Genomic DNA, 23,389 nt, shown 5'->3' with positions numbered 1-23,389 from the left:
CGCCGCATTGTGGCATGGTCAAAATTGCGCCGCGCGCAAGCAAAAAAGCCCGTCCGCAGGGGACGGGCTTTCGTGTGCACAGCAACGCCTGCACGTCGCCGGCTTTACGTCTTCTTCGCGTTGATGACCGCTTCGGCCACGTTCTGCGGGGTTTCTGCGTAGTGCTTGAACTCCATCGTGTAGGTGGCGCGGCCTTGCGTGAGCGAGCGCAGCGACGTGGAGTAGCCGAACATCTCCGAGAGCGGCACTTCGGCGCGCACGATCTTGCCGCCGCCGCCCGCGATGTCCTCCATGCCCTGCACGATGCCGCGACGGCTCGACAGGTCGCCCATCACGTTGCCCATGAAGTCCTCGGGCGTCTCCACTTCCACAGCCATCATCGGTTCGAGCAGGATCGGCTTCGCCTTGCGCATCGCTTCCTTGAAGGCCATCGAGCCGGCCATGCGGAAGGCGTTTTCGTTCGAGTCCACGTCGTGGTACGAGCCGAACGTGAGCGTGACCTTCGTGTCGACCACCGGGTAGCCCGCGAGCACGCCTGCCTTGAGCGTTTCCTGAATGCCCTTGTCGACCGCCGGGATGAACTCGCGCGGAATCACGCCGCCCTTGATCGCGTCGACGAACTCGTAGCCCTTGCCGGGCGTCTGCGGTTCGAGCGTGATGACGGCATGACCATACTGGCCGCGCCCGCCCGACTGCTTGACGAACTTGCCTTCCACATCTTCGACCTTGTTCTTCACGGTCTCGCGATACGCGACCTGCGGCTTGCCGACGGTCGCCTCCACGCCGAACTCGCGTTTCATGCGGTCGACGAGAATTTCGAGGTGCAGCTCGCCCATGCCCGAGATGATGGTCTGGCCGGACTCTTCGTCGGTCTGCACGCGGAACGACGGGTCTTCCTGCGCGAGGCGATTGAGCGCGATGCCCATCTTTTCCTGGTCGGCCTTGGTCTTCGGCTCGACGGCCTGCGAGATCACCGGCTCGGGGAAGATCATCCGTTCGAGCACGATGGCATGCGCCGGATCGCAGAGCGTGTCGCCCGTCGTCGCTTCCTTCAGGCCCACGGCCGCGGCGATATCGCCCGCCCGCACCTCCTTGATTTCCTTGCGTTCGTTCGCGTGCATCTGCAGGATGCGGCCCAGGCGCTCCTTCTTGTCCTTGGTCGCGTTGAGCACCGTATCGCCCGAATTCACCACGCCCGAATAGACGCGGAAGAAGATCAGCTGGCCGACGAACGGGTCGGTCATGATCTTGAAGGCGAGTGCGGAGAACGGCTCGTCATCGCTCGGGTGGCGCTCGATCTCCTTGTCGTGGAGGTCGTGGCCGAGAATCGCGGGCACGTCCACCGGCGAGGGCAGGTAGTCGATCACGGCGTCGAGCATGGCCTGCACGCCCTTGTTCTTGAACGCGCTGCCACAGAGCATCGGCACGATCTCGTTGGCGATCGTGCGCTTGCGCAGGCCGCCCTTGATTTCCTCTTCGGTCAGGCTTTCGTGATCGTGAAGGTACTTTTCGAGCAGCGTTTCGTCGGCTTCGGCGGCGGCTTCGACCATCTTCTCGCGCCACTCGTGCGCGAGCTCGACGAGATTCGCGGGAATGTCCTCGTACTCGAACTTCACACCCTGGCTCTCGTCGTCCCAGACGATCGCCTTCATCTTCACGAGATCGACCACGCCCTGGAAGTGATCTTCCGCGCCCACCGGAATCTGGATAGGCACGGCCACGCCCTTCAGGCGCTCGCCGATCTGCCGCTGCACGCGGAAGAAGTCCGCACCCACGCGGTCCATCTTGTTGACGAACGCGATGCGCGGCACCTTGTACTTGTTCGCCTGACGCCACACGGTTTCCGACTGCGGCTGCACGCCGCCCACGGAGTCGTACACCATGCACGCGCCGTCGAGCACGCGCATGGAGCGCTCGACCTCGATCGTGAAGTCCACGTGCCCCGGGGTGTCGATGATGTTGATGCGGTGTTCGGGGTAATTGCCGGCCATGCCCTTCCAGAACGCAGTGGTCGCGGCCGAGGTGATCGTGATGCCGCGTTCCTGTTCCTGCTCCATCCAGTCCATGGTCGCCGCGCCGTCGTGAACCTCGCCGAGCTTGTGATTCACGCCGGTGTAGAAAAGGATGCGCTCGGTCGTCGTGGTTTTGCCGGCGTCGATGTGAGCGCTGATCCCGATGTTGCGATAGCGCTCGATGGGGGTCTTGCGAGGCACGGTGATCTCCTTGGAATGACGCGCCATGGAAGCTGCCGGGCGGCACGCGGCGCGGCCAGCGCGCGGCCCGATGCGCCGCATGAGCGCGCCCTGGTGGCACGCGTCATGCGGGGGATTTATAGGATAGCGCTTGCGCGCCGGTTTTGCAGGGCGTATGCCGCGGCGCGGGAAGCGGCGACAGCGCTGCGCAGCGGCGCCAGTCGGTGCGCCGGCGGGCAGGCGGGCGCAAAAAAAGCCGGCGCCGCGTACGTGCGGGGCCGGCTTGCGCTTTTCGCGCAGCGCGCGAATGGCGCGCGCTGGGACAACGCGCGCTTACTGCAGCGGCGGCAGTCCCTGAATCTTCATGCCGGGCTTGATGCCCTTCGCCGTGAACCAGCCCTTCGGCATTTCGAGCGCGAAGACGCCGTTGTTGCGCGGGCAGTGGTTGTTGGTCGTTTCGGCCTGCATCTCGTCGATGTCGGTGATCGTACCGTCGGCGCGAATGAACGCGATCGACAGCGGGATCAGCGTGTTCTTCATCCAGAAGCAGTGCACGGCGTTTTCGCCGAACACGAACAGCATGCCTTCATTGGGCCCGAGCTGCGAACGGTACATGAGGCCTTGTTCACGGTCCGCGTCGTTGGCGGCGACCGCTGCGTCGATCACGAACATGCCTGCCGTGAGCTTCACGCGCGGAAATTCGCCCGGCTGCCTGGCGCCCGGCGGCATCTGCTGCGCCTGCGCGATGCTCGACGTGGCTGTCGCGGTGAACATGAGCGCCGCGAAAGCGGCCAATGGCAATGCGACGACAAGCGCGCAGCGCACGAAGAACGAGCGCAGGGAAAATCGCACGAGAGACTCCTTGCTGTAGGTTAATCCGCGCATGTTACGCGACCAGGTCAGAGCGGGTCAAAATGCGCGGCGCGGTTCACGTCATCGACGTGATACGGCGAGCGTGCGTGACGAAAAACTGGCTAAAAAAACAGGCAGCCAAACAAAAAGGCAGAACGCCTTGCAGCGCTCTGCCTTTCGTCGCGCTGAAGAACGGCAACGCGTGCCGCTTCTTCATGCGTCTTACAACAAGCTTACTCCGAAGCTGCCGAAGCGGCTTCAGCCTTCGCTGCCTTCTTGTGCGACGACTTCTTGTGGGCCTTCTTGTGCGACGACTTGTGAGCAGCCGAAGCAGCAGCAGCCGGAGCAGCCGAAGCAGCTTCCGGAGCCGAAGCTTGTGCGAATGCAGCCGATGCGAAGAGACCAGCGACCAGAGCAGCGATCAGTTTGTTCATGTTGTGAATCCTCAAGCTTGAGTTAATTAACCAAGTGACCCGGTTTTTGGAGTCAGGTCGGTAAACGTGCCATCCACCTTTCGGTTGACAGTCGCTTTCGACAAATTCGCGTGAATTTGATTTTTGCGTCTGCCAGCGGTCGGGACCGCACATTGCTGCGAGGACCCTGAAGGCTGAATGCCGGATAGCTTCTGGCGGCATCTGCGTCGAATAACGCATGGTCTCGCGAGACGGTTGACGCAAACTTTTCATTTGCTTCGTAACGAGACGCAACAGAAAGGCGCGGGACGTGCCGCGTCATTCGAAAAAAAATGAGCAGCACGCGAAAAGTGCTTGCACAACAATCACTTGTGTTTGTGAGGGGTGTTTTGCCAGGGTGCATTGGTGGGCACGTCGATGCTTTCGCCGGGAGCGAGGCCAAGCGAAAAAATATCGAGCGCGCCGATCGCGACGCGTACTAGCCGCAACGTTGGATAGCCCACTGCCGCGGTCATGCGTCGCACCTGCCGGTTCTTGCCTTCGCTGATCGCAATCTCGACCCACGTGGTGGGTATCGACGCGCGATAGCGAATCGGCGGATTACGCGACCAGAGATTGTCGGGCTCAACAATGATTCTTGTTCGACACGGCTGTGTCACGAAGTCACCGAGATCGACGCCGCGTTCGAGTGCGGCAAGCGCACCCGCATCGGGTTCGCCTTCCACTTGTGCCCAATAGCGCTTCACGAGCTTGCGTTTCGGTTCGGCAATGCGCGCTTGCAAGGCGCCGTCGTCGGTGAGCAGCAGGAGACCTTCGCTATCGGAGTCGAGCCGGCCAGCGGGATAGACGCCCGGTACCTTCACCCAGTCTGCGAGAGACTGACGTGTTTCGTGCGGCGAAAACTGACAGATGGTGCCGAACGGTTTATTGAGGGCGATTAAACGCATGACAGGGCGACGGGGACGAATAGATGACGGGCTGGCGCCGAGATCTTAATGCATATTACGTTAAGCGGTTTGCTATGTCTTATATAAGATATAAGACACGAGCGGAACCGATCACCCATCGGGGCGCAAGCGGCTTGCCTTGCGCCGGCGTTCGTGTGAAGGGCGCGCCACGCATGCGCGAGGCGTGGGCTAGAATAGCCGCCAGATCCTCACGCCGACGGGCTGTTCGCGCCACCAAGGCAAGCCGCCCGCTCTCGCCGGGCGAACAGGCTTCGCCGCCGCCGCGAGCCGCCGAGCGCGCGTCACACCCGCTACAACAGCCTTGCCCTTACTGGAGTCGATCATGCCGTATCAGCACATCGTGGTTCCGACCGGCGGTGAAAAGATCACCGTCAATCCGGACTTCTCGCTCAACGTCTCGGACCAGCCGATCATCCCGTACATCGAAGGCGATGGCACGGGCGTGGACATTACGCCGGTCATGCTGAAGGTGGTCGATGCGGCAGTCGAAAAGGCCTACGGCGGCAAGCGCAAGATTCACTGGATGGAAATCTACGCGGGCGAGAAGGCGACCCGCGTCTACGGTCCCGACGTGTGGCTGCCCGAAGAAACGCTCGACGTCGTGAAGGAATACGTGGTGTCGATCAAGGGGCCGCTCACGACGCCGGTGGGGGGTGGCATCCGCTCGCTCAACGTCGCGCTGCGCCAGCAGCTCGATCTGTACGTGTGCCTGCGACCCGTGCAGTACTTCAAGGGCGTGCCCTCGCCGGTGCGCGCGCCGGAGAAGGTCAACATGGTCATCTTCCGCGAGAACTCGGAGGACATCTATGCGGGCATCGAATGGCCCGCGGAGTCCGAAGGCGCGAAGAAGCTCATCAAGTTCCTGCGCGAAGAGATGGGCGTGGCGAAGATCCGCTTCCCGGACAGTTCCGGCGTCGGCGTCAAGCCGGTGTCGCGCGAGGGCACGGAGCGTCTCGTGCGCAAGGCGATCCAGTATGCGATCGACAACGAGCGCCGCTCGGTCACGCTCGTGCACAAGGGCAACATCATGAAGTACACCGAAGGCGCGTTCCGCGACTACGGCTATGCGCTCGCGCAGAAGGAGTTCGCAGCGGAACTGATAGACGGCGGCCCGTGGATGAAGATCAAGAATCCGAAGACGGGCGGCGACATCGTGGTCAAGGACGTGATCGCCGATGCTTTCCTGCAGCAGATCCTGCTGCGCCCGGCCGAATACGACGTGATCGCCACGCTGAACCTGAACGGCGACTACATTTCCGACGCACTGGCGGCCCAGGTGGGCGGCATCGGTATCGCCCCGGGTGCGAATCTTTCGGACTCCGTGGCGATGTTCGAGGCGACGCACGGCACGGCCCCCAAGTATGCGGGCAAGGACTATGTGAATCCGGGTTCCGAAATTCTCTCGGCGGAAATGATGCTGCGTCATCTCGGCTGGTTCGAAGCGGCCAACCTCATCATTGCTTCGATGGAGAAGTCGATTCTGCAAAAGCGCGTGACCTATGACTTTGCGCGTTTGATGGAAGGGGCGACGCAGGTGTCGTGCTCTGGCTTCGGGCAGGTGATGATCGAGAATATGTAGGCGCAAGACGGTTCATCGCTGTCCCAGCAGAAAAAACCGGCAGACCGAAAGTTCTGCCGGTTTTTATCCGGCTCGCCGCAAATTCGTCACGGATGGACGGGCTAGCCGACTTCGATCAGTCCGTGCGCTATCATGGCATTGGTCAATCGAGTCACTCCGCGGTTTCGTTCATCGTGCCAGTCGTCTATCGCTTCCTTCTCGTCTGCCTGCTCGCGCTGCTTTCCATGCGCGGCGCGATGGCGTGCGAGCACACGCAGCACGATGCAATGGCGGCGCACGTCGCACTCACGCCGCACGTCGTCGCGGATCGTTGCGCCGCGACGAGCAACCGTCGTCACGGCTCGCATTCCAGTTGTGGCGCGAGTTGCTGTGTCGCGGGCTGCTGCGCGCATTGCAGCGTGCCTTCTGCCGTGACTGCATTCGACGCGCAAACCGGCGCCCGTTCCACGCTTGTCGTGCTTCCCGCGGCCTTGCGTGCCGGCATTACGCACGCGCCTCCTTTGCCTCCTCCCATCGCCTGAGCCGGGCCGCTCGCTACGGGCGGCGTACTGCGCTCGCGCTTTTTCGCGAGCAAAACGACTCCCGCGCGCCAGGCGTGCGTGTTATCGCGCGTCGCGTGCCAGGCATGAACGAGGTATGAGGATTTCATCGATGAAACGAAGAGCATTTCTATCCGGCGCATTGAGCGCCGCCACCGCGACCCTGTTCGCGCGCCGCGCATTCGCACAAGATGCGGGCGATGCGATGCACGCCATGCACGGCATGACGGACATGCCGTCGATGTCGGGCGGCATGATGCACGCGCAAGTCCCGCTTGCGCCTGCCGATGCGTTGCCCGCCGGCGCGCCGCTTGCCGCGCTGCGCACGCTCGCCAATCAGAGCCGGGAGCCGGGCCTGTTTCGCGCGACGCTCGTTGCGCAGCCCGCGGCGCGTGCGCTCCTGCCCGGACAGCCGCAAACGGTCTTCTGGCAATACGACGCGCTCGCAGCGGCCGAAAACGACGGCCCGGTCATCGGCCCGATGATCGACGTACGCGAAGGCGACACTGTCGAAATCACGTTCGTGAACCGGCTGCCGCAGCCTTCGACGATTCATTGGCATGGCTTGCCCGTGCCGCCCGATCAGGACGGCAATCCCTCGAAACCGGTCGCGCCGGGTGAGCAGCACGTTTATCGCTTCACGCTGCCGCAGGGGAGCGCGGGCACCTACTGGTATCACCCGCATCCGCACATGCTGAGTTCGGAGCAGGTGTTCCGGGGACTGGCGGGCCCCTTCGTCGTGCGCGCCGCCGATGATCCACTCGCGTCGTGGCCGGAGCGGCATCTGTTCGTGTCCGACCTGAAGCTCGCGGCAGACGGCGCGATTGCCGCGAACGGCATGATGGACTGGATGAACGGCCGCGAAGGTCAGTACGTGCTCGTCAACGGCGCTCGTCAGCCGCATATCGAGGTCGTGCGCGACGAGCGCTGGCGCGTCTGGAATGGCTGCAACGCGCGCTATCTGCAACTCGCCTTCGACGACGGTCGCGCCTTCACGCAGGTGGGCACCGACGGCGGGCTGCTGGGCGCGCCGCGCGAGGGCGTCACCTCGCTGTTGCTCGCGCCGGGCGAGCGCGCGGAGCTGATCGTGCGCGCGGGGCAGGGCGCCTCGCGTGCGTCGCTGATTGCCGCGCAGTACGACCGCCACAAGATGGCGATGACGCACGGCAGCTTGCCCGCGGGGCCATCGCTGATCCTCGCGAGCGTTGGCTTCGCACCGGCGAGCGCGACGCAATCGGCACTGCCGTTGCGCCTGCGCGAGATTGCGCCGCTCGTATCGTCAGGTCTTCTAACGGTCCCGAAAAAGAGCGTGGTGTTCAGCGAAGCGATGGACATGAAAGCGATGCACGCACCGGGTGCCTCAGCGCAGCCCATGCCGCGCGGCATGCGATTCATGGTGAACGGGGCGGTATTCGATCCGGCGCGCGTGACGCTGGCGAGCCGGCGCGGGGAAGTCGAGCACTGGACGATAGCAAACGGCACGGACATGGATCATCCGTTTCATCTGCACGGTACGCAATTTCAGGTGCTGGCGCGCGAGCGTGGCGGTGTGCGCAATGAGGAGGAACTGCTGGCATGGCGCGACACCGTGAACGTGCGGCGCGGCGAAACGGTGCACATCGCGACCGTCCAGCACGAGGCGGGCGATCGCATGTTTCATTGCCACATCCTCGAGCACGAGGATCTCGGCATGATGGGTACGTTGCGGGTGAGCTAGCACGCGAACGTTAAAAAACCATGACACCAAAAAGAAACCCGGCCGAAGCCGGGTTTCCAAGGTACGGGTACCGAACAGATCAGGCTGCTGCCTGAATGTTCGATGCCTGTTTACCCTTCGGGCCTTGCACGACCTCGAAGCTCACTTTCTGCCCTTCTTTGAGGGTCTTGAAGCCATTCATTTGAATAGCCGAAAAGTGAGCGAACAGGTCCTCACCGCCTTCATCCGGCGTAATGAACCCGAAACCCTTCGCGTCGTTGAACCACTTGACCGTACCGGTTGCCATACCAACTTCCCCTGTAACTCATGTCACTACCACGAGCAGTTCGAAAAGCTAAACGATCGCGGTGCGATCGCCCCCTCCTCACAAGCTCACCAACGGCATTTTTTCGAATTTAAGGCGGTTGAAAAAAGTGCCAGCTTGATTGTTGAGGGTCTTTAATCTGCTGTCAAGAATATTTTGAGACGGTCCTTGACACGTTGTAAAGAGCGCATTTCCAGGGTTTTTCCTGCTTTTCGCCGACGCTGAGCACCGGTGCATAAAGCAGGTGCAGGACAGCGTCTTGAAAAATCGCGCAGGTGACGCATATGCGACGCACCGCACCATGTAATCTGACACTGAGCGTGCGGGCGCCTACAGTCGCTTCCCACGGCAACGGCAAGGTTGTGCGATACTCGATTCAACGGTGGCGTGAAAGCTGCTGAGAGCAGGATTGTGTACCGGCCCCGCAGCCGGTCCAAGGGATCGGAGCCGGGCCAGGGCGCATGAATTGCTTGCAGCGGGTCGCAGGTCGGGAGCGCCGGGTTCACCGGCCGGCCGGTCAGGTTACGGCAGGATTGCGGGCCTGTCCGAGTTGTTTAGAATGGGTGTATGGCGATTATCCCGGACAAGCAGGATTCAACCGTACTGGAGCGGCAGGAGCAAAAGGTCAAACCGCCCTCCATGTACAAGGTCGTGCTAATGAATGACGACTACACGCCGATGGAATTCGTCGTGATGGTCGTGCAGGAATATTTCAATAAGGACCGCGAGACCGCAACGCAGATCATGTTGAAGGTCCATCGCGAGGGCAGGGGTGTTTGTGGGGTCTATACGCGGGACATCGCGTCGACCAAGGTTGAGCAAGTCGTTACCCACGCACGGCAGGCCGGGCATCCGCTGCAGTGTGTGATGGAGGAAGCATGATTGCCCAGGAACTGGAAGTCAGCCTGCACATGGCGTTCATGGAAGCACGTCAGGCACGGCACGAGTTCATAACGGTCGAGCATTTGCTGCTGGCGCTGTTGGACAATCCAACAGCGGCGGAAGTGCTGCGCGCGTGTGCCGCCAATATCGAAGACCTGCGACAGAACCTGCGCAACTTCATTCACGACAACACCCCTACGGTGCCCGGCACGGATGACGTCGATACGCAGCCGACGCTCGGGTTCCAGCGCGTGATCCAGCGCGCGATCATGCACGTTCAGTCCACTTCCAACGGCAAGAAGGAAGTGACGGGCGCGAACGTGCTGGTCGCCATCTTCGGCGAGAAGGACTCGCACGCGGTGTACTACCTGCAGCAGCAGGGCGTCACGCGTCTGGATGTCGTGAATTTCATTTCGCACGGTATCGCGAAGACGGGCAGCGGCGAAGCCGCCAAGGCCAGCGACGCGAATGCCGAAGCCGAAGACGCCGCCGGCCAGAAGGAAACCCCGCTCGCCCAGTTCACGCAGAACCTGAACCAGATGGCGAAGGACGGCCGGATCGATCCGCTCATCGGTCGCGAACTGGAAGTGGAGCGCGTGGTGCAGGTGCTGTGCCGCCGCCGCAAGAACAATCCGCTGCTCGTGGGCGAGGCCGGTGTCGGCAAGACCGCGATCGCGGAAGGGCTCGCCTGGCGCATTACGCGCGGCGAAGTGCCGGACATTCTCGCGGATGCCCAGGTCTACTCGCTCGACATGGGCGCGCTGCTGGCGGGCACGAAATATCGCGGCGACTTTGAGCAACGCCTCAAAACGGTGCTGAAAGAACTGAAAGAGCGTCCGCACGCCATTCTGTTCATCGACGAAATTCATACGCTGATCGGCGCGGGCGCCGCGTCGGGCGGCACGCTGGATGCGTCGAACCTGCTCAAGCCGGCGCTCTCGTCGGGCACGCTCAAGTGCATCGGCGCGACGACGTTCACGGAATACCGCGGCATCTTCGAGAAGGACGCGGCGCTGTCGCGGCGCTTCCAGAAGGTCGACGTGGTCGAGCCGACCGTCGAGCAAACCGTGGCGATCCTGCGCGGCCTGAAGTCGCGTTTCGAAGAGCACCACGGCGTGAAGTATTCGTCGGGCGCGCTGAACGCGGCCGCTGAACTGTCGGCGCGCTTCATCACCGACCGTCATTTGCCCGACAAGGCGATCGACGTGATCGACGAAGCGGGCGCGGCCCAGCGCATCCTGCCGAAGTCGAAGCAGAAGAAGACCATCGGCAAGAGCGAGATCGAGGAAATCATCTCGAAGATCGCGCGCGTGCCGGCGCAAAGCGTGTCGCAGGACGATCGCAGCAAGCTGCAAACGCTCGACCGCGATCTCAAGGCCGTGGTGTTCGGCCAGGACCCGGCCATCGACGCGCTCTCGGCTTCGATCAAGATGGCGCGCGCGGGTCTCGGCAAGACGGACAAGCCGATCGGCTCGTTCCTGTTCTCGGGCCCGACCGGTGTCGGCAAGACCGAAGTGGCGCGCCAGCTCGCGTTCACGCTCGGCATCGAGCTGATCCGCTTCGACATGTCGGAGTACATGGAACGCCATGCGGTGAGCCGTCTGATCGGCGCGCCGCCGGGCTATGTCGGGTTCGACCAGGGCGGTCTGCTCACCGAAGCCGTCACGAAGAAGCCGCACTGCGTGCTGCTGCTCGACGAAATCGAGAAGGCGCACCCGGACATCTTCAACGTGCTGCTGCAGGTGATGGACCACGGCACGCTGACCGACAACAACGGCCGCAAGGCGGATTTCCGCAACGTCATCATCATCATGACGACGAATGCGGGCGCCGAGGCAATGAACAAGTCGACGATCGGCTTCACGACCCGGCGCGAGCAGGGCGACGAACTGGCCGATATCAAGCGCCTGTTCACGCCCGAGTTCCGCAACCGGCTCGATCAGACGATCAGCTTCCGTGCGCTCGATGAGGAAATCATCATGCGCGTGGTCGACAAGTTCCTCATGCAACTGGAAGACCAGCTGCACGAGAAGAAGGTCGACGCGGTCTTCACCGACGCGCTGCGCAAGCATCTGGCCAAGCACGGCTTCGACCCGCTCATGGGCGCGCGGCCGATGCAGCGCCTGATCCAGGACACGATCCGCCGTGCGCTCGCCGACGAACTGCTGTTCGGCAAGCTCATGAACGGCGGCCGCGTGACCGTGGACGTCGATGCGGAAGACAAGGTCCAGCTCACGTTCGACGAGCAGCCGGCGCCGCGCAATCCGGAAGCGGTGGAAGTGGAGTAAGCGGCAGCGCTACGGCGCAAACAGCCTTCAGGCAAGACGGCGCAGTCCGAAAGGACTGCGCCGTTTTTCTTTGGCGCTCGCGGGTAGAGGCGTTGCGCCGTGACGCACAGGCGCGCCCGCCGTTTGCCGGCAATCAGCCGGTAAAATGCACGTTTGTCCGCCGTCGGCGTTTTTTGATGCGCGGCGCCGAGTAGCGTCACGCGCATAGCAGGGGAGTTGCAGTGGTACCACGTAAATCGGGCGGGTTCGAAGCCATCGTCGAGCGCGAACAAGGGCTGCGTCAGGGCTTGTCCGCCGGTCAGATGACGATGATCGCCATCGGTGGCGCAGTCGGCACCGGGCTTTTTCTCGGCAGCGGTTTCGCGATCTCTTTTGCCGGTCCGGGCGTGCTGATCTCCTACGCGATCGGCGCGCTGATCGCCTTGCTGTTGATGGGCGCGCTCGCGGAGATGACGGTTGCGCATCCCGTATCGGGCTCGTTCGGCGCATATGCCGAGCACTACATCGGGCCGCTCGCCGGGTTCGTCGTGCGCTATGCGTACTGGTCGGCGTACGTGCTGGCGGTGGGCACCGAGGTCGCGGCAATCGCCGTCTACATGAAATTCTGGTTTCCCCACGTGCCGGGGCTCTACTGGATCGTCGGATTTTCAGCAGCGCTGATCGTTGTGAACGCAATGAGCGTGCGCGCGTACGGCGCCATCGAATATCTGTTTTCGAGCCTCAAGATCGCGGCCATCGTTGCGTTCATCGTGCTGGGCGCATGGTTCGTATGGCGCGCGCCGGCCGGCTCCGGCGTGGGCTTCGCGAACTACACGTCGCACGGCGGCCTGCTGCCGCGAGGCTGGTGGGGCGTGTGGGTGGGGACGATCGTCTCGCTCTTCAGCTACCTGGGCGTAGAGACAATCGCCGTGGCGGCTGCCGAGGCGCAGGACCCGCAGCGCGCCGTCACGCGCGCGTTTCGCGCGACCGTGCTGCGCCTCGTGCTGTTCTACCTGCTCACGCTCGCGCTCATGCTCGCCATCGTGCCGTGGACCCAGGCGGGCGGCAACGAGAGCCCGTTCGTGAAGGTCATGGCCGCAACCGGCGTGCCTTACGCGGCGGGTGCGATCAACTTCGTCGTGCTCGTAGCGGCGCTCTCGGCCATGAACAGCCAGCTCTACATCACCACGCGCATGATGTTCAGTCTCTCGCGCGCGGGTTACGCGCCGGCGGCGTTCGGGCGCCTCACGCGTCACGGCGTGCCGACGGCAGCGCTTTCGCTGTCCACCATCGGCATTGCGGTGGCGGCCGTGCTCAACGCGCTCTGGCCGCAGGCAGCGTTCACGCTGATGATGTCGATCGCGATGTTCGGCGCGATGTTCACGTGGTTCATGATCTTCGTCACGCAGATCTTTTTCCGCGTGCGCCAGGCGCGCGAAGGCGGCGCGCCGCTCGCGTTTCGCATGTGGGGCTTTCCGTTCACGAGCGTGCTGGGTGCGCTGTTGATGCTCGGCATTCTCGCCGGCACGGCCTTCACGCGCGAATTCCGCATGACGCTCGCCTATGGCCTCGCGTTTCTCGCGGTGCTCGTCGTGGTGTATGCGCTCTGGTATCGTCGGCGTCCCGGCGCGGCGCAGCGAACCGAAGCCTCCGTCTAAACGCAAAAAAGCACGCCAAGGCGTGCTTTTTTGTTGTCGGCGCAGCCGCCTGGATCAGTGCTTGCCCGTGCTGCCGAAACCGCCCGCGCCGCGCTCGCTCGCCTCGAAGTCGTCGACGATGTTGAACTGCGCCTGCACGACCGGCACGATCACGAGCTGCGCAAGGCGCTCGAGCGGGTTGAGCGTGAAGGTGGTGTGGCCGCGGTTCCAGGTCGAAATCATCAGTTCGCCCTGGTAGTCCGAGTCGATCAGGCCGACCAGATTGCCGAGCACGATACCGTGCTTGTGGCCGAGGCCCGAGCGCGGGAGGATCAGCGCCGCGTAGCCGGGATCGGCCACGTGGATGGCGAGGCCCGTCGGCACGAGCTTCGTTTCGCCCGGTTCGAGCGTGATCGGCGCGTCGAGGCACGCGCGCAGGTCGAGGCCGGCGCTGCCCGGCGTGGCGTAGTGGGGCAGCTGGTCGCGCATGCGCTCGTTCAGGATCTTGATGTCGATTTTCATGAAGTCAGGATGAGGGGGCGGTGGTGGATCGCTCAGGCGCGAGGTAGCTGGAAGGCCTCGGCGAGCAGTTCATAAGAGCGCAGACGAGCCTTGTAGCTGCCCGCAACGGTCAGCACGATCAGTTCGTCGGCGCGAAAGTTGTCCTTGATGGCGAGAAGCCGCTCGGTGACGCTTTCGGGCGTGCCGATGACGCTGCGCGGCTTCTCGCGGTCGATCACGATCTGCTCGCGCTCGCCGTACTCCTGCGCGCGCCCCTGCTCGAGGCTCGGGATCGGCGCGTTCAGTCCGTAGGCCATCTGCACGCGCCGCAGATCGACGGCCTTTTCGAGGTCGGCGGCTTCCGCTTCGGTGTCGGCGCAGATCGCGAACACGGCGCACGCGAGATACGGCTTCGCTTCGTGGCCCGGCTTGAAGCGGTCGAGATAGGCCTCGGCCACGAGATGCCCGAAGTGCGCGTTGATGAAGTGCGCGAACGAGAAGCGCAGCCCGAGCTGCGCGGCGAGGTTGCCGCCGAAATCGCTCGAGCCGAGCACCCAGAGCTGCGGGCGCGTCTGGATCTGCGGCTGCAGCACGACGCCGTTCGCGAGATGATCGGCGGGGAGCGTGCCGTCCATCAGGCCGACGAGATCCTGCACTTGCTGCGCGAACTGGTCGCCGCGGTTGTACGTGCCCGCGGCCACGGCCTGCGCCGTGCGCATGTCGCCGCCCGGCGCGCGTCCAACACCGAGATCGACGCGTCCGGGAAAGAGCGCTTCGAGCATCATGAACTGCTCGGCGACCTTGAAGGGGCTGTAATAGGGCAGCATGATGCCGCCCGAGCCGATCCGGATGCGCTTCGTGACGCTGCCGAGGCGCGCGAGCATGACTTCTGGGCAGGGGTTGCACACGCCCAGCAGGCCATGATGCTCGGCGCACCAGTAGCGCGTGTAGCCGAGGTCGTCGGCGAGCTGTGCAAGCTCGATGGTGGCGGCGATGGCGTCCGCCGCACTGTGCCCGGCGATGACGGGCGACTGGTCGAGTACGGAAAGCAGTGTCATGGCAGTACTGCTCCTTGCCTGGGTTCGCGGCGCCGCACGCCGGCACGCGGGTGCGTCGGCGCGCGCGTCACGAGATGATGCTCGGGTCCGGCAGACGCCGCGCGATTTCGGCGACGAGCGTCTGCGCGAGCGCCTGCTTGGCCGCGCGCGGCAGCGGCTTGCGGCCACCCGCCTCGAACAGCACGACTTCATTGTCGTCCCGACCGAAGGTGAGCGGGCCGAGATTGCCGATCAACAGCGGCACCTTCTTGCGCGCGCGCTTTTCTTCGCCATGCACGTCGAGGTCGCCGCTTTCGGCGGCGAAGCCCACGCAGTACGGCGGATTCGGCAAGGCCGCGACCGAGGCGAGGATGTCCGGGTTCTCGACGAAGGTGAACGTCGGCATGCGGTGCTCGGCCGTCTTCTTGATCTTGTGTTCGGCGACGTGATCGACGCGCCAGTCGGCCACGGCCGCCACGCCGATGAAGACATCGGCGTCGGTCGCGGCGCGCATGACCGCGTCGTACATCTGCTGGGCGGTCTGCACGTCTTCGCGATACACGCCCCACGGCGTTTCCAGCGCGACCGGGCCGGCGACGAGATGCACCTCGGCGCCCGCCTGCTGTGCGGCGCGCGCGAGCGCGAAGCCCATCTTGCCGCTCGAGCGGTTGGTGATGCCGCGCACGGGATCGAGCGGCTCGAAGGTCGGGCCGGCGGTGATCAGGAGCTTGCGGCCCGCGAGCACCTTCGGCGCGAAGAACGAGACGATCGCCTCGTACACGGCCTCGGGTTCGAGCATGCGCCCGTCGCCGATCTCGCCGCACGCCTGCGGACCGGAATCGGGGCCGAGCGTTTCGATGCCGTCCGCGCGCAGTTGCGCGACGTTGCGCTGCGTGGCCGGGTTTTGCCACATCTGCCGGTTCATCGCGGGCACGACCAGCAATGGACAGTCGCGCGCCACGCACAGCGTGGAGAGCAGGTCGTCGGCGAAACCGTGGGCGAGTTTGGCGAGGAAGTCGGTCGAGGCCGGCGCGATGACGATGGCGTCCGCTTCGCGCGAGAGGTCGATGTGCGCCATGTTGTTGGGCACGCGGCCGTCCCACTGGCTCGTGTAGACGGGGCGGCCCGAGAGCGCCTGCATGGTGACCGGCGTGATGAACTGCGTGGCGGCCTCGGTCATCACGATCTGCACGGTCGCGCCGGCCTTGGTCAGCAGGCGCGTGAGCTCGGCGATCTTGTAGCAGGCGATGCCGCCCGTCATGCCGAGCACGAGGTGGCGGCCGGCCAGTTCGCCTGGGTTTGCAGCGGACGTGTTCAAGTCACAGCTCCTATGTCGACTAGAGTTGGCGCCTTAGCGCCCGACTGCAGCCCGCACGCTCAGCGCGCGCCGCGCACGCGCCGCAATTCGTCGAACACCAGCAGCGCCGCGCCGATGCAGATCGCGCTATCGGCGAGGTTGAACGCCGGCCAGTGCCAGCCGCCCACGTGGAAATCGAGAAAGTCGATCACGTGGCCGTACAGCAGGCGGTCGATCACATTGCCGAGCGCGCCGCCCATGATGAGCGCGAGCGCCGTGCAAAAGAGCTTCTGCGTAGCGTGGCGCTTGAGCAGATAGCAGATCACGAGCGCCGCCACGACGCCGAGCAGCGTGAACGCCCAGCGCTGCCAGCCACCCGCAGCCGACAGGAAGCTGAATGCCGCGCCCTTGTTGTAGACCAGCACGAGGTTGAAGAACGGCGTGATCACGCGGCCTTCCCCGTAGCTGAACACCTTGTTGATGGCGATTTTCGTGAGCTGGTCGGCGAGGATCACGATCACCGCGACTCCGAGCCACGGCGCGAGCGTGCCGCCCGCGCCATTCGACCTGGACTGCTTCGGCAGGGTTTTTGCCATTATGCCGCGCTCCGTTTTTCACCGTCGCCGAACAGATTCGCGACGCAGCGGCCGCACAGGCCCGGATGCTCCGCGTTCGCGCCCACGTCCTCGCGGTAGTGCCAGCAGCGCTCGCACTTGAGGTACTTCGAGGTGACCACTTCGACGCCTTCCTCGGCTTCGCTATCGACCTTCACGATTTCCGCCGCCGAGGTGATCAGCACGAATTTGAGGTCGTCGCCGAGCGAGGCGAGGGCATCGTAGCGCGCGCCGCTCGCGAGAATGCGCACTTCGGCCTGCAGCGACGAGCCGATCTGGTTCGCCACGCGCGCCTCTTCGAGCGCCTTCGTCACGTTGCCGCGCACTTCGCGCAGCAGCGTCCATTTGGCGATCAGCTCCGGCGCGCCTTCGACGTCCGGGAAGGCGTGGAAGGTTTCGGTGAAGATGGTTTCGCTTTGCGGTTGGAACACCTTCCACGCTTCTTCTGCCGTGAACGAAAGGAACGGCGCGAGGATGCGCAGCAGGCTATGCGTGATGTGATGCAGCGCCGTTTGCGCGCCGCGGCGGGCCTTCGAATCCGCCGCGCTCGTGTAGAGGCGGTCCTTCAGGACGTCGAGGTAGAAGCCGCCCAGGTCTTCCGAGCAGAACGTCTGGAGCTTGGCCACGACCGGGTGGAACTCGTAGCGGTCGTAGTGGGCGAGCACGTCGTTTTGCAACGTATGCGTGAGCGCGACGGCATAGCGGTCGATCTCGAGCCATTCGCTTGCGGGAAGCGCGTGCTTCTCGAAGTCGAAGTCCGAGAGGTTCGAGAGCAGGAAGCGCAGCGTGTTGCGAATACGGCGATAGCCTTCCGTCACGCGCTTGAGAATCTCTTCGGAGATGGCCAGCTCGCCCGAGTAGTCGGTCGAGGCGATCCACAGACGAATGATTTCCGCGCCCAGACGGTTCGCCACTTCATGCGGATCGACGCCGTTGCCGAGCGACTTCGACATCTTGCGGCCTTCGCCGTCGACGGTGAAGCCGTGCGTGAGCAGCGCGTTGTAGGGCGGGCGTCCGTCGAGCATCGATGCCGTGAGCAGCGACGAGTGGAACCAGCCGCGGTGCTGGTCCGAGCCTTCCAGGTACAGGTCGGCCGGGAACTGGAGTTCATCTTTGTGCGAGCCGCGCAGCACGTGCCAGTGCGTCGTGCCCGAGTCGAACCACACGTCGAGCGTGTCGCGGTTCTTTTCGTACAGGTTGGCGTCGTCGCCGAGCAGTTCGCGCGGGTCGAGCGTCTGCCACGCTTCGATGCCTTCCTTTTCCACGCGCTGCGCCACCTGCTCGAGCAGCTCCAGCGTGCGCGGATGCAGCTCGCCGGTTTCCTTGTGCACGAAGAACGCCATCGGCACGCCCCATTGGCGCTGGCGCGAGAGCGTCCAGTCCGGGCGGTTGGCGATCATCGAATACAGGCGCTGCTTGCCCCACGAGGGGTAGAACGCCGTCGCCTCGATGCCTTCGAGCGCCGTTTCGCGCAGCGTCTTGCCGCCGTCCTTGGGCGTCACGTCCATGCCGGCGAACCATTGCGAGGTCGCGCGGTAGATGATCGGCGTCTTGTGGCGCCAGCAGTGCATGTAGCTGTGCAGGTACTTCTCGCTGCGCAGGAGCGTGCTGGCGGCGTCGAGTGCGTCGACGATCTTCGGGTTCGCGGCCCAGATCGAGAGGCCGCCGAACAGCGGCAGCGATTCGATGTAGCGGCCGTCGCCCATCACCGGGCTGATGATGTCGGAATCCGCCATGCCGTGCGCCTTGCACGACACGAAGTCTTCCACGCCGTAGGCGGGCGCAGAGTGCACGATGCCCGTGCCGGTGTCGGTCGTGACGTAGTCACCGAGGTAGATCGGCGCGGTGCGCTTGTAGCCCGGGTGCGCCGAGGCGAGCGGGTGATTGAAGCGCAACAGCGAGAGCTTTTCGCCCTTCGTCGTGGCGACGATCTTGCCCTCGAGCCCGAACTCCTTCATGCACGCCTCCACGCGCTCGACGGCGAGGATCAGCAGGCCGCGTTGCGTGTCCACGAGCGCGTAGTCGATTTCCGGATGCACGTTCAGCGCCTGGTTCGACGGAATCGTCCAGGGCGTGGTGGTCCAGATCACGATGCCGCCTTCCTCGCGCGGCAGCGCGGGCAGGCCGAACGCGGCCGCCGTTTCGGCAGGTTGCGCGAACGTGAACAGCACGTCGATGGTCGGATCGGTCTTGTCCTTGTACTCGACTTCGGCCTCGGCGAGCGCCGAGCCGCAGTCGAAGCACCAGTTCACGGGCTTCAGGCCCCGGAACACATAGCCCTTCTCGATGATCTTCGCGAGTGCGCGGATCTCGCCGGCCTCGTTCGCGAAGTTCATCGTCTTGTACGGGTTGTTCCAGTCGCCGAGCACGCCCAGGCGCTTGAAGCCCTTCTTTTGCGTCTCGATCTGGCCGGCCGCGTACTCGCGCGCCTTCTGCATCACTTCCTGGGCGGGCAGCGACTTGCCGAACTGCTTTTCGATCTGGATTTCGATCGGCATGCCGTGGCAGTCCCAGCCCGGCACGTAGACCGCGTCGAAGCCCGCGAGATTGCGCGCCTTGACGATCATGTCCTTGAGGATCTTGTTCACCGCGTGGCCGAGGTGGATGTCGCCGTTCGCATACGGCGGCCCGTCGTGCAGGATGAACTTCTTGCGGCCCTTCGAAGCCGCGCGGATCTTCTCGTAGACCTGGTTCTCTTCCCATTCCTTGACCCATTGCGGCTCGCGCCTGGGCAGGTCGCCGCGCATCGGGAACGGGGTGTCGAGCAGGTTGACGGGGTACTTCGATTCGGACTTCTGCGGCTTGCCGGAGGATGCTTTCTTGTCGCTCATGGTGAGATCACGTGGAATTCGGGGGATGCATGGCGTCAGCGTTGCGGCCGATGCCGCGCAACCGTCGCCTCGGGCGCTGCATGCCGTGCTGTGGGCACGCGGCGCCTGGGGGCGGGGCAGCCCGCGCATGCGGGCCGCAGGTCACCTAATTCGGTCGGTGGCCGAGGTGGCGAAGCCGGTGGAGGCGCCGCCGGCCACGTCTGCGCCCACGGCGGCGAACCACGCGCGGGTGTTCGCCACGTCGCGAGCGATCGCAGCGGTGAGCGTTTCGAGGTCGGGAAACTTCTCCTCGTCACGCAGCTTCTTGAGAAACTCCACGCGCACGAGCTTGCCGTAGGCGTCGCCGTGCCAGTCGAGCAGATGCACTTCGAGCAGCACGCGGCCCGAGTCGTCCACGGTCGGGCGCAGGCCGAGGCTCGCGACGCCCGGCAGCGGATGATCGGCAATGCCATGCACCATCACGACGAAAATGCCCTTGAGCGCCGGCCGCTTGTGGCCGATCAGCAGGTTCATCGTGGGGAAGCCCAGGTCGCGCCCGAGCTTCAGGCCGTGCGTGACGTGTGCGCTGATGTGATAGCCGCGGCCAAGCGAAGCGCGCGCGGCGTCGAGGTCGCCCGCGTTCAGTTGCGCGCGCACCGCAGAGCTGGAAATGCGCACGCCCGAAGGGTCGGCCACGGTCGCCATCTGCTCGACTTCGAAGCCGTGATGCGCGCCCGCGGCCCGCAGCGAAGCGAAGTCGCCCGCGCGCTTCGCGCCGTAGCGGAAGTCGTCGCCGATCATCATCCAGCGCGCGTGCAGCCCGCCCACGATGATGCGCTCGACGAACGCCTCGGGCGACTGGCTCGCGAACGTGTGGTTGAAATGCTCGACCACGACGCGGTCCACGCCGTTCTCGCGCAGCGCTTCGAGCTTGTCGCGCAACATGGCGATGCGCGGCGGGGCGCTGGCCGGGTTGAAGAATTCGCGCGGATGCGGCTCGAAGGTCATCACGCAGACGGGCAGACCGCGCGCGTCGGCTGCCGCGCGCACGCGCGCGAGCAATGCCTGATGCCCGCGGTGGACACCGTCGAAATTGCCGATGGTCAGCGCGCAGGGCGCGCGGCTTTCGGCATTGGGAAGACCGCGGAAGACTCTCACGATAGCGGAACCTGGTGGAACCTCGAAAAGCGCGCTGGCGCAGCACGCGTGCTAATGATCGACTGCTGACCGGGTGACTGGCCACTCGCGGCCCAAGGACCGCGACGAAACAGAAGATTATAAACGCACGAGGCGACGATCGCCGCCGCACGAGCGTTGAGCCGGCCCCCCGATGATAAAATCCGCGGATGAAAAATCTCGTCATCCTGATTTCGGGGCGGGGCAGCAACATGGAAGCCATCGTGCGCGCTTGCGCGCAGGAAGCTTGGGGCGCGCGCATCGCCGCCGTGATTGCCAACCGTCCTGACGCTGCGGGCCTCGCGTTCGCGGCTTCGAACGGCATTGCCACGGCGGTCGTCGATCACCGCCAGTTTCCCGATCGCGCCAGCTTCGACACGGCGCTCGCTCAAGTCATCGACGGCTACGCGCCGGACCTCGTCGTGCTGGCGGGCTTCATGCGCGTGCTGACCGAATCGTTCGTCGGCCATTATGCGGGTCGGATGCTCAATATCCATCCCTCGCTGCTGCCGATGTTTCCGGGCCTCAAGACGCACCAGCAGGCGCTCGACGCCGGCTGCCGCGTGCACGGCGCGACGGTGCATTTCGTCACGCCTACGCTCGATCATGGTCCGATCGTCGCACAGTCGGTAATTCCGGTGCGCGCGGGAGACGACGCCGCGGCACTCGCCGCGCGCGTGCTCAAGACCGAACATCTGATGTATCCGCGCGCGGTGCGCTGGTTCGTCGAAGGGCGCCTCGCGCTCGACGGCGAACGCGTGACGCTCACGCCGGCCGAGCCACAGTGGCTCTTCTTTGACGACTCGCAAGCCGCCGGGGAGGGCGCATGAGACTGCATGGATTTCTGATTGGACAGACCGAAACGTTGCTCGCCGACGTCCTCAAATTTACGGGCCCGGCCGACGCCGTGACGAGCCGCTTCTTCCGCGAGCATCCGAAGCTCGGCCACGCCGAGCGCGGTGTGATCGCCGAAGCCGTGTTCGCGGTGCTGCGCCGGCGCATGGAGTTCGCGCACCTGGCCGAAAGCGGCACGGGCAGCCCGACGCGCCGCCTCACGCTGCTCGGCCTCATGGCGACGGCGGGCCGCTCGGCGATCCGGCCCTTCGTATCGGACGCCGAGGCGACCTGGCTCGAGCACGTCGCGAAGATCGACCCGGCGAGCTTGCCGCTGCGCGTGCAGCTGAATCTGCCGGAGTGGATCATGAAGGCGCTGGAAACGCGCTTTGAGCCCACCGAACTCGCGCAACTGGCCGCCGCGCTCAACTATCCGGCGCCGCTCGATCTGCGGGCCAATCCCATCAAGGCGAGTCGCGAGGAGCTGATCCGCGCGCTGTCCGAGTCGGGCATCGAAGGCGGGGAAACGCCGTTCGCGCCGTTCGGCGTGCGCGTGACGGGCAAGCCCGCGCTCGCGAAACTCGACTCGTTCAAGAACGGCTGGTTCGAGGTGCAGGACGAGGGCAGCCAGCTGCTGTGCACGCTGCTGGCGCCACGCCGCGGCGAGATGGTCGTGGACTTCTGCGCGGGCGCGGGCGGCAAGACGCTGGCGCTCGGCGCGATGATGCGCTCGACCGGCCGTCTCTACGCCTTCGACGTGTCCGACCGGCGCCTCGCCAAGCTCAAGCCGCGCCTCGCGCGCAGCGGCCTGTCGAACGTCAATCCCGTGCTGATCGACAGCGAGCACGACGCCAAGATCAAGCGGCTGATCGGCAAGATCGACCGCGTGCTCGTGGATGCCCCGTGCTCGGGCCTCGGGACGCTGCGCCGCAACCCCGACCTCAAGTGGCGCCAGTCGCCGGAGTCGGTGGCCGAACTCGCGCCCAAGCAGCTTTCGATTCTCACGAGCGCGGCGCGCCTGCTCAAGCGTGGCGGCCGTCTCGTCTACGCGACCTGCAGCATTCTCGAAGCCGAGAACGAAGCGGTCGTGAAGCAGTTCCTCGAGGCGCACCCCGAGTTCGTGCTGGTGAGTGCGCGCGACGTGTTGGCCGAGCAGCGTGTGGGCCTCGATACCGGCGACTACCTCTCGCTGTGGCCGCACCGCCACGCCACCGACGGCTTCTTTGCCGCCGTGCTGGAGCGTCGCGGCGAAGCGAAGCCGAAGACCAGGGCCGCCGGCGCGCAGACCACGCCTGAAGAAGCCGCCGCGGAACAAGAGGCGTCCGACGCGATCGCGAAGGCGCAGGAAAGCGAAGCGGCCGAGCCGGACGCCGCGCTGGAGTAAGCGGCGCAGGTACGACGTTTGCGGGACCGTCCGGCGGGAGAAGCCGGATGGTCCGAGACAGTCGCGCTGGCCTGCTGCATCGAATAAGCAGGCGATGCCGTGCAGCTCGAACTAGCATTCTCAGTAGAGCGCGCGACACATGGGATCGCGGTGAAAGATTAGATGGGGTCAGATATCATGGAAAGTGCCAGTTGAGGTGCGGCAAAGCGCCTCGAAACGCACTTCAGACGTTGACGCCGTAACCAATAAAGAAAAAAATCTCCCTTTGTTACAAACACTTGGAACGGTTCTAGTAGAATGCCGTCCAACCGCATCTAGTCGCTTTCACTTTCTTGACACCGGCGCCTGGCCGAAAGGCCGACGCGCTTCGCTTCACAGGTAAATGC

19 protein-coding genes are annotated in these 23,389 nt (G+C 64.5%); 8 read left to right on the top strand and 11 right to left on the bottom strand.

Going from position 1 to position 23,389, the window contains the following annotated elements; all coding sequences use genetic code 11:
• Positions 1-104: 104 nt before the first annotated feature.
• The 4 genes from fusA to AB4Y36_RS02145 form a co-directional block, all read right to left on the bottom strand.
• Positions 105-2,213 carry an elongation factor G gene (gene fusA / locus AB4Y36_RS02160; protein ID WP_342948498.1) on the bottom strand — a complete coding sequence of 703 codons (2,109 nt, stop codon included), beginning with the start codon at positions 2,211-2,213 and terminating at the stop codon, positions 105-107.
• A 312-nt stretch (positions 2,214-2,525) separates the two neighbouring features.
• Entirely contained in the window at positions 2,526-3,044 is a 519-nt protein-coding gene (locus tag AB4Y36_RS02155) for a DUF192 domain-containing protein (RefSeq protein ID WP_368604047.1), read from the bottom strand.
• 233 nt (positions 3,045-3,277) lie between these two features.
• On the bottom strand, positions 3,278-3,478 hold the full coding sequence (locus AB4Y36_RS02150) for a hypothetical protein (RefSeq protein ID WP_028213393.1): 201 nt from the start codon (positions 3,476-3,478) through the stop codon (positions 3,278-3,280).
• Positions 3,479-3,822: 344 nt separating this feature from the next.
• Positions 3,823-4,404: a pseudouridine synthase gene (locus AB4Y36_RS02145; protein ID WP_342948499.1), complete on the bottom strand. Its 582-nt coding sequence runs from the start codon at positions 4,402-4,404 to the stop codon at positions 3,823-3,825.
• Positions 4,405-4,747: 343 nt separating this feature from the next.
• On the opposite strand from AB4Y36_RS02145, the gene icd reads away from it, so the two are divergent.
• The 3 genes from icd to AB4Y36_RS02130 all read left to right on the top strand — a co-directional run bounded on the left by icd (position 4,748) and on the right by AB4Y36_RS02130 (position 8,260).
• Positions 4,748-6,004 (top strand): NADP-dependent isocitrate dehydrogenase, encoded by a 1,257-nt coding sequence (gene icd / locus AB4Y36_RS02140; RefSeq protein WP_069262766.1) that lies wholly within the window; start codon positions 4,748-4,750, stop codon positions 6,002-6,004.
• A gap of 92 nt (positions 6,005-6,096) precedes the next feature.
• Positions 6,097-6,525 carry a hypothetical protein gene (locus AB4Y36_RS02135; RefSeq protein WP_368604044.1) on the top strand — a complete coding sequence of 143 codons (429 nt, stop codon included), beginning with the start codon at positions 6,097-6,099 and terminating at the stop codon, positions 6,523-6,525.
• Positions 6,526-6,655: 130 nt separating this feature from the next.
• Positions 6,656-8,260 (top strand): multicopper oxidase family protein, encoded by a 1,605-nt coding sequence (locus AB4Y36_RS02130; RefSeq protein WP_069262763.1) that lies wholly within the window; start codon positions 6,656-6,658, stop codon positions 8,258-8,260.
• 79 nt (positions 8,261-8,339) lie between these two features.
• Here AB4Y36_RS02130 and cspD read toward each other — a convergent pair whose 3' ends face one another.
• Positions 8,340-8,546, bottom strand: a complete 207-nt coding sequence (cspD, locus tag AB4Y36_RS02125; protein WP_017776809.1) for a cold shock domain-containing protein CspD — start codon at positions 8,544-8,546, stop codon at positions 8,340-8,342.
• A gap of 585 nt (positions 8,547-9,131) precedes the next feature.
• On the opposite strand from cspD, the gene clpS reads away from it, so the two are divergent.
• From clpS to AB4Y36_RS02110, 3 genes are all read left to right on the top strand, one after another.
• Positions 9,132-9,446, top strand: a complete 315-nt coding sequence (clpS, locus tag AB4Y36_RS02120; protein ID WP_028213389.1) for an ATP-dependent Clp protease adapter ClpS — start codon at positions 9,132-9,134, stop codon at positions 9,444-9,446.
• Positions 9,443-11,734 carry an ATP-dependent Clp protease ATP-binding subunit ClpA gene (gene clpA / locus AB4Y36_RS02115; protein ID WP_069262762.1) on the top strand — a complete coding sequence of 764 codons (2,292 nt, stop codon included), beginning with the start codon at positions 9,443-9,445 and terminating at the stop codon, positions 11,732-11,734. Before clpS ends, clpA begins: the two co-directional genes overlap by 4 nt.
• Before the next feature lie 221 nt (positions 11,735-11,955).
• Positions 11,956-13,371, top strand: coding sequence for an amino acid permease (locus AB4Y36_RS02110; RefSeq protein WP_368682195.1), 1,416 nt, complete (start codon positions 11,956-11,958; stop codon positions 13,369-13,371).
• A 54-nt stretch (positions 13,372-13,425) separates the two neighbouring features.
• Here AB4Y36_RS02110 and dut read toward each other — a convergent pair whose 3' ends face one another.
• The 6 genes from dut to AB4Y36_RS02080 form a co-directional block, all read right to left on the bottom strand.
• Complete coding sequence (gene dut, locus AB4Y36_RS02105) at positions 13,426-13,872, bottom strand: dUTP diphosphatase (RefSeq protein ID WP_028205273.1); 447 nt, start codon at positions 13,870-13,872, stop codon at positions 13,426-13,428.
• A gap of 32 nt (positions 13,873-13,904) precedes the next feature.
• Positions 13,905-14,909 (bottom strand): LLM class flavin-dependent oxidoreductase, encoded by a 1,005-nt coding sequence (locus tag AB4Y36_RS02100; protein WP_368682194.1) that lies wholly within the window; start codon positions 14,907-14,909, stop codon positions 13,905-13,907.
• A 67-nt stretch (positions 14,910-14,976) separates the two neighbouring features.
• Positions 14,977-16,206, bottom strand: a complete 1,230-nt coding sequence (coaBC, locus tag AB4Y36_RS02095; RefSeq protein WP_342948505.1) for a bifunctional phosphopantothenoylcysteine decarboxylase/phosphopantothenate--cysteine ligase CoaBC — start codon at positions 16,204-16,206, stop codon at positions 14,977-14,979.
• 59 nt (positions 16,207-16,265) lie between these two features.
• The gene (lspA, locus tag AB4Y36_RS02090) at positions 16,266-16,781 is read right to left on the bottom strand and encodes a signal peptidase II (RefSeq protein WP_069262759.1); all 516 of its coding nucleotides are present in this window, start codon (positions 16,779-16,781) and stop codon (positions 16,266-16,268) included.
• Positions 16,781-19,630, bottom strand: a complete 2,850-nt coding sequence (ileS, locus tag AB4Y36_RS02085; protein ID WP_368682193.1) for an isoleucine--tRNA ligase — start codon at positions 19,628-19,630, stop codon at positions 16,781-16,783. Before ileS ends, lspA begins: the two co-directional genes overlap by 1 nt.
• Before the next feature lie 141 nt (positions 19,631-19,771).
• Positions 19,772-20,767, bottom strand: a complete 996-nt coding sequence (locus AB4Y36_RS02080; protein ID WP_069262757.1) for a bifunctional riboflavin kinase/FAD synthetase — start codon at positions 20,765-20,767, stop codon at positions 19,772-19,774.
• Positions 20,768-20,955: 188 nt separating this feature from the next.
• On the opposite strand from AB4Y36_RS02080, the gene purN reads away from it, so the two are divergent.
• Together purN and AB4Y36_RS02070 are read left to right on the top strand one after the other, a co-directional pair.
• Complete coding sequence (gene purN / locus AB4Y36_RS02075; RefSeq protein ID WP_069262756.1) at positions 20,956-21,615, top strand: phosphoribosylglycinamide formyltransferase; 660 nt, start codon at positions 20,956-20,958, stop codon at positions 21,613-21,615.
• On the top strand, positions 21,612-23,003 hold the full coding sequence (locus AB4Y36_RS02070) for an RsmB/NOP family class I SAM-dependent RNA methyltransferase (protein ID WP_368682192.1): 1,392 nt from the start codon (positions 21,612-21,614) through the stop codon (positions 23,001-23,003). Before purN ends, AB4Y36_RS02070 begins: the two co-directional genes overlap by 4 nt.
• Positions 23,004-23,389 lie beyond the last annotated feature (386 nt).

The sequence above is a fragment of the Paraburkholderia sp. BR10936 genome (genome assembly GCF_040965735.1).
Taxonomy (GTDB): domain Bacteria; phylum Pseudomonadota; class Gammaproteobacteria; order Burkholderiales; family Burkholderiaceae; genus Paraburkholderia; species Paraburkholderia nodosa_A.
The sequence above is the reverse complement of the archived record's forward strand: the minus strand, read 5'-3'. Positions and strand labels throughout refer to the sequence as shown.

Bases quoted from the DNA above. Each gene is read 5' to 3' on its own strand.
- clpS (WP_028213389.1), top strand. From the start codon at position 9,132: ATGGCGATTATCCCGGACAAGCAGGATTCAACCGTACTGGAGCGGCAG.
- AB4Y36_RS02100 (WP_368682194.1), bottom strand. From the start codon at position 14,909: ATGACACTGCTTTCCGTACTCGACCAGTCGCCCGTCATCGCCGGGCAC.
- icd (WP_069262766.1), top strand. From the start codon at position 4,748: ATGCCGTATCAGCACATCGTGGTTCCGACCGGCGGTGAAAAGATCACC.
- AB4Y36_RS02130 (WP_069262763.1), top strand. From the start codon at position 6,656: ATGAAACGAAGAGCATTTCTATCCGGCGCATTGAGCGCCGCCACCGCG.
- AB4Y36_RS02150 (WP_028213393.1), bottom strand. From the start codon at position 3,478: ATGAACAAACTGATCGCTGCTCTGGTCGCTGGTCTCTTCGCATCGGCT.
- dut (WP_028205273.1), bottom strand. From the start codon at position 13,872: ATGAAAATCGACATCAAGATCCTGAACGAGCGCATGCGCGACCAGCTG.
- purN (WP_069262756.1), top strand. From the start codon at position 20,956: ATGAAAAATCTCGTCATCCTGATTTCGGGGCGGGGCAGCAACATGGAA.
- ileS (WP_368682193.1), bottom strand. From the start codon at position 19,630: ATGAGCGACAAGAAAGCATCCTCCGGCAAGCCGCAGAAGTCCGAATCG.
- lspA (WP_069262759.1), bottom strand. From the start codon at position 16,781: ATGGCAAAAACCCTGCCGAAGCAGTCCAGGTCGAATGGCGCGGGCGGC.
- AB4Y36_RS02070 (WP_368682192.1), top strand. From the start codon at position 21,612: ATGAGACTGCATGGATTTCTGATTGGACAGACCGAAACGTTGCTCGCC.
- cspD (WP_017776809.1), bottom strand. From the start codon at position 8,546: ATGGCAACCGGTACGGTCAAGTGGTTCAACGACGCGAAGGGTTTCGGG.
- AB4Y36_RS02135 (WP_368604044.1), top strand. From the start codon at position 6,097: ATGGACGGGCTAGCCGACTTCGATCAGTCCGTGCGCTATCATGGCATT.
- clpA (WP_069262762.1), top strand. From the start codon at position 9,443: ATGATTGCCCAGGAACTGGAAGTCAGCCTGCACATGGCGTTCATGGAA.
- AB4Y36_RS02145 (WP_342948499.1), bottom strand. From the start codon at position 4,404: ATGCGTTTAATCGCCCTCAATAAACCGTTCGGCACCATCTGTCAGTTT.